The 13,628-nt window shown below is 66.3% G+C and carries 14 protein-coding genes; 4 read left to right on the top strand and 10 right to left on the bottom strand.

What is annotated here, in order from left to right; genetic code table 11:
* The 3 genes from BBTA_RS33765 to BBTA_RS33755 all read right to left on the bottom strand — a co-directional run bounded on the left by BBTA_RS33765 (position 1) and on the right by BBTA_RS33755 (position 2,885).
* Positions 1-1,203 carry an amidohydrolase family protein gene (locus tag BBTA_RS33765; protein WP_012047010.1) on the bottom strand — a complete coding sequence of 401 codons (1,203 nt, stop codon included), beginning with the start codon at positions 1,201-1,203 and terminating at the stop codon, positions 1-3.
* Positions 1,204-1,317: 114 nt separating this feature from the next.
* Positions 1,318-1,950 (bottom strand): alpha/beta hydrolase, encoded by a 633-nt coding sequence (locus BBTA_RS33760; RefSeq protein WP_012047009.1) that lies wholly within the window; start codon positions 1,948-1,950, stop codon positions 1,318-1,320.
* The gene (locus tag BBTA_RS33755) at positions 1,947-2,885 is read right to left on the bottom strand and encodes a ring-cleaving dioxygenase (RefSeq protein ID WP_012047008.1); all 939 of its coding nucleotides are present in this window, start codon (positions 2,883-2,885) and stop codon (positions 1,947-1,949) included. The genes BBTA_RS33760 and BBTA_RS33755 overlap by 4 nt, the downstream gene beginning before the upstream one ends.
* Before the next feature lie 136 nt (positions 2,886-3,021).
* On the opposite strand from BBTA_RS33755, the gene BBTA_RS33750 reads away from it, so the two are divergent.
* From BBTA_RS33750 to puuE, 3 genes are all read left to right on the top strand, one after another.
* Entirely contained in the window at positions 3,022-3,915 is an 894-nt protein-coding gene (locus tag BBTA_RS33750) for a LysR family transcriptional regulator (RefSeq protein ID WP_012047007.1), read from the top strand.
* Positions 3,916-4,006: 91 nt separating this feature from the next.
* The gene (uraH, locus tag BBTA_RS33745; RefSeq protein WP_012047006.1) at positions 4,007-4,363 is read left to right on the top strand and encodes a hydroxyisourate hydrolase; all 357 of its coding nucleotides are present in this window, start codon (positions 4,007-4,009) and stop codon (positions 4,361-4,363) included.
* A 5-nt stretch (positions 4,364-4,368) separates the two neighbouring features.
* Positions 4,369-5,796: an allantoinase PuuE gene (gene puuE / locus BBTA_RS33740; protein WP_012047005.1), complete on the top strand. Its 1,428-nt coding sequence runs from the start codon at positions 4,369-4,371 to the stop codon at positions 5,794-5,796.
* On the opposite strand, the gene BBTA_RS33735 is transcribed toward puuE, so the two are convergent.
* Both BBTA_RS33735 and BBTA_RS33730 read right to left on the bottom strand, forming a co-directional pair.
* On the bottom strand, positions 5,756-7,141 hold the full coding sequence (locus BBTA_RS33735; protein WP_012047004.1) for an amidase: 1,386 nt from the start codon (positions 7,139-7,141) through the stop codon (positions 5,756-5,758). The genes puuE and BBTA_RS33735 overlap by 41 nt on opposite strands.
* On the bottom strand, positions 7,128-8,321 hold the full coding sequence (locus BBTA_RS33730; protein ID WP_012047003.1) for an MFS transporter: 1,194 nt from the start codon (positions 8,319-8,321) through the stop codon (positions 7,128-7,130). The genes BBTA_RS33735 and BBTA_RS33730 overlap by 14 nt, the downstream gene beginning before the upstream one ends.
* Before the next feature lie 29 nt (positions 8,322-8,350).
* Here BBTA_RS33730 and uraH (BBTA_RS33725) point away from each other — a divergent pair, with 29 nt between their 5' ends.
* Positions 8,351-8,692: a hydroxyisourate hydrolase gene (uraH, locus tag BBTA_RS33725; protein WP_012047002.1), complete on the top strand. Its 342-nt coding sequence runs from the start codon at positions 8,351-8,353 to the stop codon at positions 8,690-8,692.
* Positions 8,693-8,834: 142 nt separating this feature from the next.
* Here the strand turns inward: uraH (BBTA_RS33725) and BBTA_RS33720 are convergent, their stop codons facing one another.
* The 5 genes from BBTA_RS33720 to BBTA_RS33700 form a co-directional block, all read right to left on the bottom strand.
* Positions 8,835-9,650 (bottom strand): ABC transporter permease, encoded by an 816-nt coding sequence (locus BBTA_RS33720; protein WP_012047001.1) that lies wholly within the window; start codon positions 9,648-9,650, stop codon positions 8,835-8,837.
* The gene (locus BBTA_RS33715) at positions 9,647-10,528 is read right to left on the bottom strand and encodes an ABC transporter permease (protein WP_012047000.1); all 882 of its coding nucleotides are present in this window, start codon (positions 10,526-10,528) and stop codon (positions 9,647-9,649) included. Before BBTA_RS33715 ends, BBTA_RS33720 begins: the two co-directional genes overlap by 4 nt.
* Positions 10,529-10,532: 4 nt before the next feature.
* A complete protein-coding gene (locus BBTA_RS33710) occupies positions 10,533-11,579 on the bottom strand; it encodes an ABC transporter substrate-binding protein (RefSeq protein WP_012046999.1) in 1,047 nt (348 codons plus the stop codon).
* Between the two features lie 28 nt (positions 11,580-11,607).
* A complete protein-coding gene (locus BBTA_RS33705; RefSeq protein ID WP_012046998.1) occupies positions 11,608-12,693 on the bottom strand; it encodes an ABC transporter ATP-binding protein in 1,086 nt (361 codons plus the stop codon).
* Positions 12,694-12,861: 168 nt separating this feature from the next.
* Positions 12,862-13,611 carry an aspartate/glutamate racemase family protein gene (locus tag BBTA_RS33700; RefSeq protein ID WP_012046997.1) on the bottom strand — a complete coding sequence of 250 codons (750 nt, stop codon included), beginning with the start codon at positions 13,609-13,611 and terminating at the stop codon, positions 12,862-12,864.
* Positions 13,612-13,628: the final 17 nt, after the last annotated feature.

Below are 13,628 nucleotides of genomic sequence, written 5' to 3'. Positions count from 1 at the left end.
TCACCGCGGCCGGAGGACGCGGCCGTCGCGCGCGACCAGGCGGCCATCCTTGTAGACGGAGCGTCCTTTCGGGACAGCCACCACCGCCTCGGGAACGTGCTCCGCGTCGAGCGTGACGAAGTCGGCGCGGGCGCCGACATTCAGGCCATACCCCGCAAGGCGCAGGGCCTTGGCGCCCGCATCCGTGACGAGGTCGAAGGCGATGCGCAGCTCCTCGTCCACATAGAAGCCGGAGCGGTAGCCGACCATCATGGCGCGGTTCAGCAGGTCGCCGTCGCCATAGGGCCACCAGGAGTCGCGGATGTTGTCGTTGCCGCTGAACACGGTGACGCCGGCTGCGCGGAGCAGCGCGACAGGTGGAAACGGCCGTGCGCCGGGTGCGTTCGTCATGATGGCAACACCCGAGGTCGCCAGCACATCAGCGATCCTCTTCAATGCATCTGCCGCGAGATCGCCGAGCGCATAGGCGTGGCTGACCACGACATGGCCCTGCATGCCCAGCACGCGCGTGCGTGCCGCGATCTGCTCCAGCTCGAACAGGCCGAGCATGCCCGGATCGTGCAGATGGATGTCGATGTCGACGCCATGCTTCTGCGCGACGCCGAACACGACGTCGAGATGCTTCTCGACATCGCGGTCGAAGCTGGCCGGATCGAGGCCGCCGACAAGATCCGCGCCGAGCCTGATCGCCTCGTCAAGCAGCTCCGGCGTGCCGGGGCTCTTGAGGATGCCGCTCTGCGGAAACGCGACGAGCTGGATCTCGATCAACTCGCGATATTCGTCGCGCACACGCAGGATGGTTTCGAGTGAATTGAGCCCGACGGAGCCGTCGACCATCACGTGGCTGCGCATGCGCGTGGTGCCATGGCCGATGCAGAGATCGAGCTGGTTGCGGGCGCGCACGTCCATCGGTGCGGCCGCGGCCATGTTTTGTGCCTGGAAGGTAACGCGCTCGTGCACGTCGAAGCCGTTGGTGCATGGCTTGTGCGGCTTCCAGGCATCGCCATAGAAGCTGGTGTCGAGATGGATGTGGCCCTCGACGAAGCCCGGCACGACCAGCGCGCCACCGAGATCGATCACCTCGCGTGCCTCGGGACGCTCAGTTTCGGCGAGGAGAGCGCTGATGCGGCCCTTGTCGACCGCGATGGCGTGGCGCGCGCCTCGATCGAACCGCGCATTGATGAACAGCTTGTCGATGGCCATCACGCAGATCCTTTCTCTCGATCGGCCACAGCATCTCAGCCGTCCTGAGGACGGACTGATGCGGTGGCCGATGAGAGCATTGTCGATCAGGATCGCTCTGCGCCGCAAGCGGCTTCAGGCGGCCATCGCCTGCGGCAATCCGGCGATCCAGTCGCGGGCGAGCGCGATGTCCGGCTGCGACAGCTGATGCCCGGTCGGAAGCGTCGTGTGGGTGACGTCGGCACCGGCATCGATGAGCTGGTTGCACAGCTTTGCCGCGTTGGCGGTGGGCACGATCGGATCGGTCAGGCCCGACAAGATCAGGACCGGCGTGCGCGCCAGCTTCACGGCCGGGGGCTGGTTCAGCGGCACCATGGCGCGGAACAGCACCGCGCCGGCCAGCGCTTGCGGCTGCAGCAGGAGCAGCGCGGCCGCGATGTTGGCTCCGTTGGAATAGCCGACCGCGACCGGCGCGGCGATGCCGTAGTGCCGACGAGCTTCACCGATGAACTCGCCGAGTTCCAGCGCCCGGCGGCGGACGTCGTCCTCGTCGAACACGCCCTCGGCCAGACGGCGGAAGAAGCGCGGCATACCGTGCTCGAGCACCTGGCCGCGCGGCGACAGCAGCGCTGCGCCGGGCGACAGCGTGGCACCGAGCGGCAACAGGTCGTTCTCGTCGCCACCCGTTCCGTGCAGGAGCAGCAGCGGCGCTGCTCCGGTCGCGCTTCCGGGCTGAAAGCGGTGCGTAAAGGACAATGCGGCGGTCACGATGCGGTCTCCTCGAGGTTGGGCAGCACGCCCTCGATCTGCTTGCGATGCGATTCGAGGAAGGCGGGCAGCTTCAGATTGCGTCCGAGTTCGGCGACCGGCTCGTCGACCGCGAAGCCCGGAACGTCGGTGGCGATCTCGAACAGCACGCCGCCCGGCTCACGGAAATAGATCGAGCGGAAATAGTTGCGGTCCTTCTGCTCGGTCGGATGCAGGCCGTGGTGGTCGACCAGCCGCTGCGCCATCACGCTCTGCGCGGCATCGTCCGCCGCGCGGAAGGCGATATGGTGCACCGAGCCGGCGCCCTGCGTGCCGCGCAGAAAGCCCTTGGCTTCGTAGATGTCGACCACGCTGCCTTGCGCGTCGCCCGGCGCTTTGAAGCGGATCACCGAGCCCTCGCGGCCTGTCTCTTCGAAGCCGAACACGTCGCTGAGCACGGCCGCGGTTTTTTCGGCGGAGTCGAGCAGCAGAGTCACGCCATGAAAGCCGCGGATGGCATGCTCGGCCGGGATGTCGCCATTGCTGTAACCAGGCTCGTTCTCCGCACCGGGCACGCCGACCAGCGCCAGAGCCATGCCGTCGGGATCGGTAAAGGGCAGCACGGATTCACCAAAGCGCTTCTCCAGCGCCTCATAGGCGATGCCCTTTTCGGTGAGACGTTGCGTCCAATAGCCGAGCGAGCGTTGCGGTACCCGGAACGCGGTCTGATGCGTTTCGCCGACGCCGCGGCGGCCGGGCCGTACCCCCGCCCAGGGGAAGAAGGTCAGGATGGTGCCGGGGCGGCCGGTCTCGTCGCCGTAATAGAAATGGTAGGTGCCGGGATCGTCGAAATTGACCGTCTTCTTGACGAAGCGCAGGCCGAGGTCGCGGGTGTAGAAGCCGAAATTGCGGATCGGATCGCCGGCAATCGCGGTGACGTGGTGCAGTCCGGGCATGGGGATCTCCTGTCGATCAGGCCCTTCAGGGGCGTTGAAGTCTTGGACAGCAATATCGGTCGGCTTTGATTTGGAGACAATCCGTGCTCTTGTGACGTCTCTGTCTACGATTTGGCGACAATGGCGATCCGGGACGATGGACAAGCTCAGCAGCCTCAGGGCCTTCGTGAAGGTGGTCGAGAGCGGCAGCTTCGCCGAGGCCGGCCGGCAGCTCCGGCTGTCGCGCTCGGCCATCTCCAAATATATCGGCGAGCTGGAGGCGAGCCTCGGCGTGCAGCTGATCGTTCGCACCACGCGTCATGCCAGCCCCACCGAGGCGGGCCAGCTTTATTTCGAGCGAGCGGTCGTGATCCTGGCCGAGCTCGATGCCGCGGATCAAGCCGTCAGCCAGTCGCAGGCGGCGCCGCGCGGGCTGCTGCGGGTCAACGCCCCGATGTCGTTCGGTACCATGCGGCTTGGACCAGTCGTCGCCGAATTCATGCTGCGCTATCCCGAGCTGCAGCTGCAGATCGTGCTCAGCGACGACCTGCTGGACCCGGTGCAGGACGGATTCGACGTCACGTTGCGGATCGCCGAGCTGGAATCGTCGAGCCTGGTTGCGCGCAAGATCATGCCGGTGGAGCGGGTGATCTGTGCCGCACCCGCTTATCTGGCGCAGCATGGCACGCCTGCCAGCCCGGAGCAGCTTCGCCGCCATACCTCGCTCACCTATGGCTTCCTGCTGACCGGCAACCAGTGGAAGCTCACCGGCCCCGACGGCGATCATTGGATTCAGCCGGCCTGGTCGTTATGCGTCAACAACGCCGAAGTGTTGCGCGACGTCGCCATCAAGGGGCAGGGCATCGCGTTGATTCCACGCTTCATCGCCGCAGACGCGCTCGAGAGCGGCGCATTGACCGCGATCCTGGCCGACTACACGGCGCCGCCGCTCGCGCTTTATGCGATCTATCCTCCGACGCGGCACCTGTCGGTGAAGGTACGGCTGTTCATCGACTTCCTGGTCGAGCGCTTCGGCAGGGAGGCGGGCTGACCAGCCGATAGGCGTCTCGTGAGCGTCAAATCGCCTCGAAGCTTTAACCGGCGGCTGATAATCTTCGGATGGATCGCAGAAGGACATACGCATGGGGCGGCTGAGCACGCATATTCTGGACACGGTGAGGGGCAAGCCTGCCGCCGACGTCGCGATTGACCTCGACAGGCTGGAGCCGGATGGCTCCTGGCGCCGCATCAAGCAGGTCCGGACCAATGCCGATGGGCGGACCGATCAGCCGGTGCTGGCCGGTGACGACCTCGCGAGCGGCACCTATATGCTGACCTTCCACATGGGCGCCTATTTCAAGGCCCATGGGCTCGCCGCGGATGATCCGCTGTTCCTCGACCTGATCCCGCTCCGCTTCGCCGTCGCTGATGCAAGCGCGCACTACCACGTGCCGCTGCTTGCGACGCCCTGGAGCTACTCGACCTATCGCGGGAGCTGACACAGATGAGCGCCGACATCTATCCGCGCGACATGGTCGGTTATGGCCGCACGCCGCCGCATCCACGCTGGCCGGGCGATGCCCGAATCGCCGTGCAGTTCGTGATCAATTACGAGGAGGGCGGCGAGAACAATATCCTGCACGGCGATGCCGCCTCGGAAGCGTTCCTGTCCGAGATCGTCGGCGCGGCGCCCTGGCCGGGCCAGCGTCACATGAACATGGAATCGATCTACGAGTTCGGCGCGCGCGCCGGCTTCTGGCGCCTGTGGCGGATGTTCACCGCGCGCAAGCTGCCGGTCACCGTGTTCGCCATCGCCACCGCCATGGCCCGCAACCCGGACGCCGTGGCCGCGATGAAGGAAGCGGGCTGGGAGATTGCCTCGCACGGGCTGAAATGGATCGACTATCGCGATTTTTCAGAGGCTGAGGAGCGTGCCCATATCGAGCAGGCGATCCGTCTCCACACCGAGCTCACCGGCGCGCGGCCGCTCGGCTTCTATCAGGGGCGCACGTCAGAGCACACGCTGGACATTGTCCTGAACGAGCAGGGCTTCCTCTACAGCGCGGACTCCTACGCCGACGAGCTGCCTTATTGGATCCAGGGGCCGCACGGTCCGCAGCTGATCGTGCCCTACACGCTCGATGCCAATGACATGCGCTTTGCCACGCCGCAGGGCTTCAATTCGGGCGACCAGTTCTTCGCCTATCTGAAGGACAGTTTTGATACGCTTTACGCTGAAGGCACGGACGCGCCGCGCATGATGTCGGTCGGGCTGCATTGCCGCTTGGTCGGCCGCCCCGGGCGCGCGGCCGCGCTGGCGCGCTTCCTCGATTACATCATGAGCCACGACAAGGTCTGGGTCGCGACCCGGCTCGACATCGCCCGGCACTGGATCAAGACACATCCGCCCGATGGCACGTGGCGCCCGTCGCAGATGTCGCGCGTGCTGTTCGTCGAGCGTTACGGCGACATTTTCGAGCATTCGCCCGAGATCGCCGATCGTGCCTATCGTGCGGGCCTGTCGGCGTTCGACGATGCCGCCGACGCGCTGCATACGACGCTCATGAACGTGGTGCGCGGCATGAGCCGCGACGAAAAGCTGAAACTGGTTCGCGCTCATCCGGAACTGGCAGGGCGGGAGGCGCTGGCGGGCGAGATGACGACTGACTCGATCGGCGAGCAGGGCCGGCTCGGCTTCACGTCGCTGTCGCGGGCCGAGTTCGAGCGCGTCGCCGATATCAACCGCCGCTATCGTGACAAGTTCGGCATGCCGCTGATCGTGGCGCTTGCGTTGCATGCCGACCGCGCCTCGGTCATCGCCGAAATGGAGCGGCGGATCAGCAACGACCTGGACACCGAGATCGCCAACGCCGTCGACCAGATCGGCCACATCACGCGGGCGAGGTTGGCGAGGAAGTTCGAGCAGGGCTGAACGAGAGCAGCCGCTCCGCCTGGGCGGCGGCATCCAGCAGCATTCGGTCGCGGCCTCGTGCCGCGATCAGCTGCAGGCCGAATGGCAGGCCGTCTGCATTCTTGCCGCAGGGAATCGAGATCGCCGGCACGCCGGCATGGTTGGCGAACGGCGTGAACACCGCATGCGCGCGGGGCGACGCCGGTTGCCCGCCGATCTCGACGGGGCCGAGTTGCGTGAACGGCCAGGCAACGCAGGGGACGGTTGGCGTCAGCAGCACATCGACATCGGTGAACAAGGCTGCAAATGCGCGTGCGATTCGCGTGCTGGCCTCCAGCGCGCCAGCGACGTCGGCGCCGCTGAGGCCGAGGCCGCGCTCGATCTGCTTGGCAATGTCGGGATCGAATTGCGTGGGATCGCTGCGGAAGGCGTCGCCATGGAGGGCCGCCAGCCCGGCATGCTGGAGCGGCATGACGGCATCCTCGGCAAGCCCTGCAGGCCAGATCGGATCCTTGTCGACGATCGACATGCCGCCGGCGCAGAGCCGATTGATCGTCTGCCGCAGTCCGGCGCTCACATCGTCATCGACCGCGACGTCGAGCCCGAGCCGCGGCGAGAACGCCACGCGCAATGGCTTCCCTTCAACCGCCGAGCAGACATCGAACGAGTCCGGATCGCGCGGATCGGCGCCGGCCATCGCCTCGAAGGCAAGCCGGGCATCGCCAACATCGGCGGCGATCGGGGCGATCACCGAGATGCGCCAGAACGGTTCGGCAAATCCAGGGCCGTAGGGAATCGCGCCATAGGATGGTTTGAAGCCGACCACGCCGACATGCGCGGGTGGTCGGCGGCTCGAGCCGCCCGCATCGGTGCCGATCGCGAGCGGGACGAGGCCCGCCGCAACCGCTGTCGCCGGTCCGCCCGAGGACCCGCCGGGCGTGAGCTGCGGATCCTGCGGATGACGTGTCGGTCCGTACAGAAGCGACGTGGTAACCCCCTTGCAGGCAAACTCGGATGTCGCGCCGATGCCGACAATGACCGCGCCCGCCCGCCGCAGTCGCGCGATGGCTGTCGAATCTTCCGGCGCGGTGAAATCGGCAAACAGCCGCGAGCCTTGCGTGATGCGCCAGCCCTCGGCCCAGACGTTGTCCTTGACCACGACTGGTACGCCGGCGAGCGGCAGCCACTCTCCGGCGGCAACGCGCGCATCGACAGCTCCGGCTGCGGCGCGCGTCCGCTCGGGATCAATCGTGACGACGGCATTGAGATCGCGCGCGGCGGCGATCCGCGCCAGCGCCTGCTCGGCCACGTCTCTCGCGGACGTCTGCCGCTCCGTGACGGCGCGGACGATGTCAGTTGCGCGCATGAGATCGCTCCATCAGCAGCACCGCCGCACCTGCGGCCGCGGTCAATCCGAGCGCAACGAAGCTGCCGCCGAGTCCGACGCGTGGCGTCAGGACGGCGACGAGCGGCGGCGCTGCGACGAGACCGATAAACGAGACGGTGAGCACAGCGCCCGTGGACTCGGCGACGCGCCCGGGCTTGGCGAGGTTGGCGATCTCGGCGATGAACACGCCGTTCCAGCCGCTCGCGGTGAGCCCGAACAGGAAGGCGAGCAGGAGCAGGATCGGCCAGCTCAGCAAGGCGCCCCACAGCCCGAGCAGCAGCGCGCAGACCGCCATTCCGACGCCTGCCATCACCAGCACCGCCCGCGCCGAACGTAGCCGCGTCGCGACGACGCCCCAGCCCAGACGCCCCATCAAGCCCGCGCCCTGCGCCGACGCCAGCACCCAGCCGGCCTCGACATGGCTCAGCGCCAGCTCCGACGTGCCGAAGCTGACGAAGCAGGTGTTGAGGATCACCTGCATGCCACTGAACGGGATCGAGGCGACCGCGAGCGATGCCATGCGCGGGTCGGAGCTGACGAGCTGCAGCCGCTGCCGCAGGCCGAGATTCGGTATGGCCGGTATTTTGACCGCGTAGGCCGGTCGTAGCCGCTCGAAGCTGATGAAGCCGATCACCGCGCAGGCGATCACGGCAGCATAGGCTGAGCTGGGCGCGAGGCCGACTGCCAGCGGCGGCAGCAGCAGCGAGCCGATGATCGCGCCGATCTGGCTGCCGGTCTGTCGGATCGAGAACACCATCGCACGCTTCTCAGGCGATACCAGACGTCCGAGCAGCGCCGAGCTTGCCGGCGTTTCCGGACCGGCCGCAAGTCCGAGCACCAGCCCGGCCCCGAGCAGCGCCCAGCCATTGCCGAGCGTCGCCAACGACATGCCTGCGCAGACGGCGACCGCGCACAGCGCTGCGACGCGGAGCGAGCCGACCTTCTGCACCAAGGTGCCGCCCCAGAATGATGAGACGAGGCTGACCGCAAAGGCCGCGGTCGAAAACAGCGACAGCTCCTCGACGCTGAGCCCGGCGCGCGGCGCGACCGTGCCCGGCGCGAATAGCGCCAGCGATACCAGCGCCTGCAACGCTGTCATCGCGACCAGGCCGGGCCACAGTCGCGGCGCTGGCGCCGCGGTCGGCTTCGCGTCTATCATGACGAGAGAACCTGATAGCGGAGTGGCTGATGGCGGGTGGTATCTCGGTTCATGCGGTCGATGTGGCGAATGGGCGTCCGGCGTTGGGACTGCGGGTCGCGATCTGGCGCCTCGCGCCCGATCGGGCTCTGCTCGCGGAAGGCCAACTCGGCGCCGACGGCACCTTGCAGGCGCCGGTCGTCAAGGGCGATGGTGTCACAGCCGGCGAGTATGAGGTGCTGTTTCATATCGGCGAGTTCTTCGGGGCCAACGCTCAGACGAGATTCCTGACCACAGTGCCGTTTCGCTTCGCGATCGACAAGGTCGAGGAGCATTTTCACCTGCCGCTGAAATTCACCCCCTGGGGTTATTCGATCTTCCGCGGCGCTTGATCGCACTACGCCTCACGCCATCATACGCTCATGGTTGGACGATACTGTCTGCCAAGAAATTGCTCGTCGTGCCGGGACGAGCCCGCCATGACGGCGCTGATGGAGATGGGCACGAACCAGCACCGATGCGACCCGGGCAAGCTCAGCCGGTCAGTCGCTTCGACAGGCCCGTGGTGCGCTCCATGATCGCCATCAGCGCGACCGTGCCGATGATCAGCACGCTCGACAGCGCGGCGATGGTGACGTCGAGCTTGCCTTCGAGGTCCTGCCACATCCGGATCGGCAGCATGTCGGTGGCAGCATCGCGCAGGAACAGCGACACCGGCACGTTATCGAACGACGACATGAAGGCGATGAACGCGCCCGAAATGATGCCGGGGCGGATCAGCGGCAGCACGATCCGGCGGAAGGTGTAGAGCCTGGAGGCCCCGAGGATCGCCGAGCTTTCCAGCAAGGTCGGCTCCAGCTGCGTCAGCGCAGCGACCGTGTTGCGCACCACATAGGGCACGCAGACGATGGTGTGGCCGATCACCAGCGTCAGCAGCGAGATCGGCAGCCCGATCAGCGAGAAGAACATCAGCGCCGCGAGGCCGAAGGCGAGCGCCGGCAGCACCAGCGGCGACATGAACAGCGAGTCCAGCAGCTTTGCCGTCAGTGCTTTGGAGCGCGAGATCGCCAGCGCCGCGGCGACGCCGAGCACGATCGAGAGCGCCGTGGACCACATCGCGACGACGACGCTGTTGCGCGCCGCGAATTGCAGCTGCCAGGCGTTCCACAATTCGACGTACCAGCGCGTCGAATAGCCCGGCGGCGGGAATTTCAGCGAAAAGCCCGAGGTGAAGGAGACGATCACCACGACCAGCGACGGCGACACGATCAGGATCAGCGCCAGCACGGCGATGGCCGTCATCGCGATCTGGAAGCTGAGCGCTTCCCAGTTCCGCTGCCGGCCGCTCATCGGGCGTCTCCATAGCCACGGGCGCGCCGCCCGAGCATCGAGAACAGCGCGACGATGGCGAGCACCGCGAACAGGAAGATGATCGAGATCGCAGCCGCAAACGGCCAGTTCTGCAACGTCGAGGCCTGCTGATAGAGATACATCGGCATGAACAGCATCTGGCCGCCGCCGATCAGCGACTGGGTGATGAAGGCGGTGATCGCCGCGGCATAGGTCAAGGTGCAGCCCGCGATGATGCCGGGCATCGACAGCGGCAGCATCACCTTGACGAAGGTGCGCCAGCTGCCGGCGCCGAGCGAGGCCGAGGCGTCGGCAAGATTGGGATCGATGCGGCCGATCGCGGTGATCAAGGGCAGCACCATCAGCGGCATCTGCACCTGGGCCAGCGCGGCGATCAATCCGCCCTGCGTGTAGATCATGCGCAGCGGCGTGCCGATCAGGCCGAGCGACTGCAGCACCGAGTTGATGATGCCCTGTCGTCCGAGGATCACGATCCAGGCGAAGGTGCGGACGACGACGCTGGTGAGCAGCGGCAGCAGCACGATCATGATGATCAGGGTCTGCACCCGACTGCCGGAGCGCTGGTACAGCCAGGCGATCGGATAGCCGAGCACGAGGCAGGCGAGCGTCACCTCGGCGCCCAGCAGCAGGGTCGAGCCGAGCACCGCGAGGCTGAAGGGATCGCTCAGGAACTTGATGTACTGGCCGAGCCCCCACACCGTGGCCGCGGTGTCGTTGTGCAGCGACAGATAGAACAATTGCGCCAGCGGCAGCACGAAGAAGATCGCGAACACCACCCCCAAGGGCAGCGCGAGCCCCAGGCTGAAGCTGGTCACGTCGCCAGGAGCTGTCGCGCTTGCTGTCGTGGCGCTCTTCATCGCGTCAGATCTTGATGTCGCGGTTGAACTTTTCGATCCAGGAGGCGCGCTGCTCGTTGATCTTCTTCCAGTCCTGGAACACGAACTTCTTCTTCAGCTCCGCGGTGTCCTTGGCCAGCACCTTGGCGATCTCGCCGGTCATCGCGACCTTGGTGTTGGTCGGCACGATCAGATAGGGCGGGTTCATCAGCGCCGTCTGGACCTCTGGCGACAGCGCCGCCTCGATCAGCTTGAAGGCCAGCTCCTTGTTCGGCGAGTTCTTGACGATGTGGATCGTGGTCTTGAAGGCGATCGCGCCTTCTTTCGGCGCCACGAACTCGACCGGCACGCCGCGCGCTTTCAGGATCTGGATGGCGTTGAAATTGCCCGGCGAGATGTCGATCTGGCCCTGCTGGAACAGCGTCGCCAGCGCGCCGGGATTGGCGGCGACGGCGGCAAGGTTCGGCTTCAGCTCCTCCAACGCCTTGAACCCTTCGTCGACATTGGCCTCGGAGCCGCCGCGCATCCGTGCAATCTCAACCAGCCAGCCGGTGCCGAGCGTCGAGTTCAGATTGGTGATGCCGACCTTGCCCTTGAATTCCGGCTTCCACAGATCCGCCCATGATGTCGGCGGCGTCTTCACGGTCTCCGGATTGAAGGTGAGGCCGACGACCTGGAAGAACGGCGCCGGGCCCATCGCGTCCTGCGCTTCTGGAATCAGGTCCTTGAAGTACGCACTCTTATCGGCCGGGAACGGCTCGACGAGGTCCTGGCCGATCGCGACCAGCGCCGGACCCGGATCGTGCAGCATGACGTCGATCGGCGGATTGGCCTTGGCGGCATTGACCTTGGCGATCTGGTCGACCGACAGCATCGGATCCAGCACGATCGCGGCATCCGCATTGGCCTTGCGGAACGCCGGCACCAGCACCGCCTTGTGCGCCTCCTCCCAGCTGCCGGTGAAGGTCGCGAATACCAGCGGCCGCGCTTGCGCGAGGCTCAGGCCCGGGAACGCATGCATGGCTCCCAGCGTCAAGGCGCTGGTCAGGAGCCGGCGGCGATCAAGCATCATGTTTCACTCCGATGTATCTGTTGGTTGTTCATTGCGGGAAGACGGTGGCGAGCCCCGGGGCCAGCGGCGCGACGCGCACGGGCGTGCCGGCCTCACGCAACGGCGTGCCGCCGGTGCGGGCCTGCGAAATCTTGATGCTCGATCCGTCCTTGGCCTTGATCTCATGGACCACGGTGGCACCGAGCGGCAGCGCCATGCCGATCTCGCCGGCAAAACCGCTGTCGTCGCTGACGAAGGTGAGATGCTCGGGACGCAGGCAGACGATGACCTTGTCTGAGGCACGGACCGGCTTGGGCGCGCGGGCGATGATCTCTCCGCCGGCGTCGAGCGCGACCTTCACGTCGTCAGCGTCGGTCGCGATTACCGTGCCCGTCACCCTGTTGGCGGTACCGACGAAGGTATTCACAAACAGTGTCTGCGGCTGATCGTAGATTTCCGATGGCGTTCCGAACTGCTCGAGATGACCGTGGCTCAGCACGGCGACGCGATCGGCCATCGACAGCGCTTCCTCCTGGTCGTGGGTCACGATCAGGGTGGTCGTCCCGGCCATGCGCTGCAGTCGCTTGACCTCGATCTGCATGTCCAGTCGCAAATTCTTGTCGAGGGCGGCGAACGGCTCGTCGAGCAGCAGAATCGACGGCTTGATCGCGAGCGCGCGCGCCAGCGCCACGCGCTGCTGTTGGCCGCCCGACAATTGCCGCGGCAGCCGCTCGCCGAATGGGCCAAGCTGCACCATGTCGAGCAGTCGCTGTGCCTCCTTGTTGCGCGTCGCCTTGTCGACGCCGCGCGCCGCGAGGCCGTAGCCGACATTCTCCGAGATCGAGAGGTGCGGGAACAGCGCGTAGTTCTGGAACACGATCCCGACCGCGCGCCGGTTAGGTGGCAAGGCATCGACAACGTCATTGCCGATGATCACGCGCCCCTCGCTCTGGCCGATGAAGCCGGCGATGATGCGCAGCAAGGTGGTCTTGCCGCAGCCGGACGGTCCGAGCAGAGCGATGATCTCGCCGCCTTTGACATCGAGATTGATGTCGGAGACGGCCATCGTGCCGCTGGCAAAGCGGTGCGTGATCCGATCCAGAACGAGCGACTTGGCTTCCGATACGCTGGCCATGGGCTTCCTGCTCAACTGATTGGAAAAAGCAAGAAGCGTGCCGTCTTTTCAGGCAGCGGAGGCTGTTTGTGTACAAGCAGGTTCCCGGCCGGTATGCGAGTGTGCCGGACTGACGTAGCAGCTCACAGCAAGCAGTTTGTGGCCCCCTCTCTCCCCACGTCATTCCAACTAACCGTCGCGGTGCTCCAGCCGCGCGGCCAGCGCTTCCGACAATCCCGTCGTCGGCTTCGCCGCCGGACGGCGGAAGGTGCCGGCGGTGGCCTTGCGCATCTTCAGCGCCAGCAGCGCCTCGGCCTGTTTCACCGCGGCGATCACCTGATCGACCACCGGCACCGGAATACGATGCGCGACGCGCGCGGCAAGTCCGGAGAGCGGCGCACCGGCGAAGATCAGCACGTCGGCCTCGTTCTCCTCAACCGCGCGCAGCGCCAACTCGACCAGCAGCTCCTCCTTCTCGTGCTGCACGTCGGAAATCTGCTTGAAGCTGCCGTCGAGCATGCGAATGCCGGCGCAGCGCTCCATCAGCCCATGCATGCGCACGCACTCCTCGTACCAGGGGCCGAGCGCCTGCGCGAAGGTGACGATCGCAAAACGCCGCCCGGCCATGCAGGCCGTCAGCATTGCCGCTTCGGCGAGCCCGATGACGGGCACGTCGAACAGCTCGCGCGCGGCGAACAGGCCGGGATCGCCGAAGGCGGCGATGATCGCGGCATCGAAGCTGCCGTTGCGCTCGGCCAGCATTTCCAGCGCAACGGCCCCGCCGATCTGCGCTTCGGCGCGGGTTGCGATGTAGGGCACGCCGCGCGGCGCCGTGCAGGGGATCAGGCTGGTGCCAGGCGCGGCGGCGGCGCGGCCGACCTGCAGCATCAGATCGGTGATGTCGGTGCGGATGTTGGGATTGAGCAGCAGGATGTTCATGGCGCCTCGCGAGGGGA

The organism is Bradyrhizobium sp. BTAi1 (genome assembly GCF_000015165.1).
GTDB lineage: Bacteria > Pseudomonadota > Alphaproteobacteria > Rhizobiales > Xanthobacteraceae > Bradyrhizobium > Bradyrhizobium denitrificans.
Note: the sequence above shows the minus strand (reverse complement) of the source record. Positions and strands in the feature narration are given on the sequence as shown.

What these genes read in the sequence shown, in the direction of transcription:
- BBTA_RS33765 (WP_012047010.1), bottom strand. Translation starts at nt 1,203, where the DNA reads ATGGCCATCGACAAGCTGTTCATCAATGCGCGGTTCGATCGAGGCGCG.
- BBTA_RS33755 (WP_012047008.1), bottom strand. Translation starts at nt 2,885, where the DNA reads ATGCCCGGACTGCACCACGTCACCGCGATTGCCGGCGATCCGATCCGC.
- BBTA_RS33750 (WP_012047007.1), top strand. Translation starts at nt 3,022, where the DNA reads ATGGACAAGCTCAGCAGCCTCAGGGCCTTCGTGAAGGTGGTCGAGAGC.
- uraH (WP_012047006.1), top strand. Translation starts at nt 4,007, where the DNA reads ATGGGGCGGCTGAGCACGCATATTCTGGACACGGTGAGGGGCAAGCCT.
- puuE (WP_012047005.1), top strand. Translation starts at nt 4,369, where the DNA reads ATGAGCGCCGACATCTATCCGCGCGACATGGTCGGTTATGGCCGCACG.
- BBTA_RS33735 (WP_012047004.1), bottom strand. Translation starts at nt 7,141, where the DNA reads ATGCGCGCAACTGACATCGTCCGCGCCGTCACGGAGCGGCAGACGTCC.
- BBTA_RS33730 (WP_012047003.1), bottom strand. Translation starts at nt 8,321, where the DNA reads ATGATAGACGCGAAGCCGACCGCGGCGCCAGCGCCGCGACTGTGGCCC.
- uraH (WP_012047002.1), top strand. Translation starts at nt 8,351, where the DNA reads ATGGCGGGTGGTATCTCGGTTCATGCGGTCGATGTGGCGAATGGGCGT.
- BBTA_RS33720 (WP_012047001.1), bottom strand. Translation starts at nt 9,650, where the DNA reads ATGAGCGGCCGGCAGCGGAACTGGGAAGCGCTCAGCTTCCAGATCGCG.
- BBTA_RS33715 (WP_012047000.1), bottom strand. Translation starts at nt 10,528, where the DNA reads ATGAAGAGCGCCACGACAGCAAGCGCGACAGCTCCTGGCGACGTGACC.
- BBTA_RS33710 (WP_012046999.1), bottom strand. Translation starts at nt 11,579, where the DNA reads ATGATGCTTGATCGCCGCCGGCTCCTGACCAGCGCCTTGACGCTGGGA.
- BBTA_RS33705 (WP_012046998.1), bottom strand. Translation starts at nt 12,693, where the DNA reads ATGGCCAGCGTATCGGAAGCCAAGTCGCTCGTTCTGGATCGGATCACG.
- BBTA_RS33700 (WP_012046997.1), bottom strand. Translation starts at nt 13,611, where the DNA reads ATGAACATCCTGCTGCTCAATCCCAACATCCGCACCGACATCACCGAT.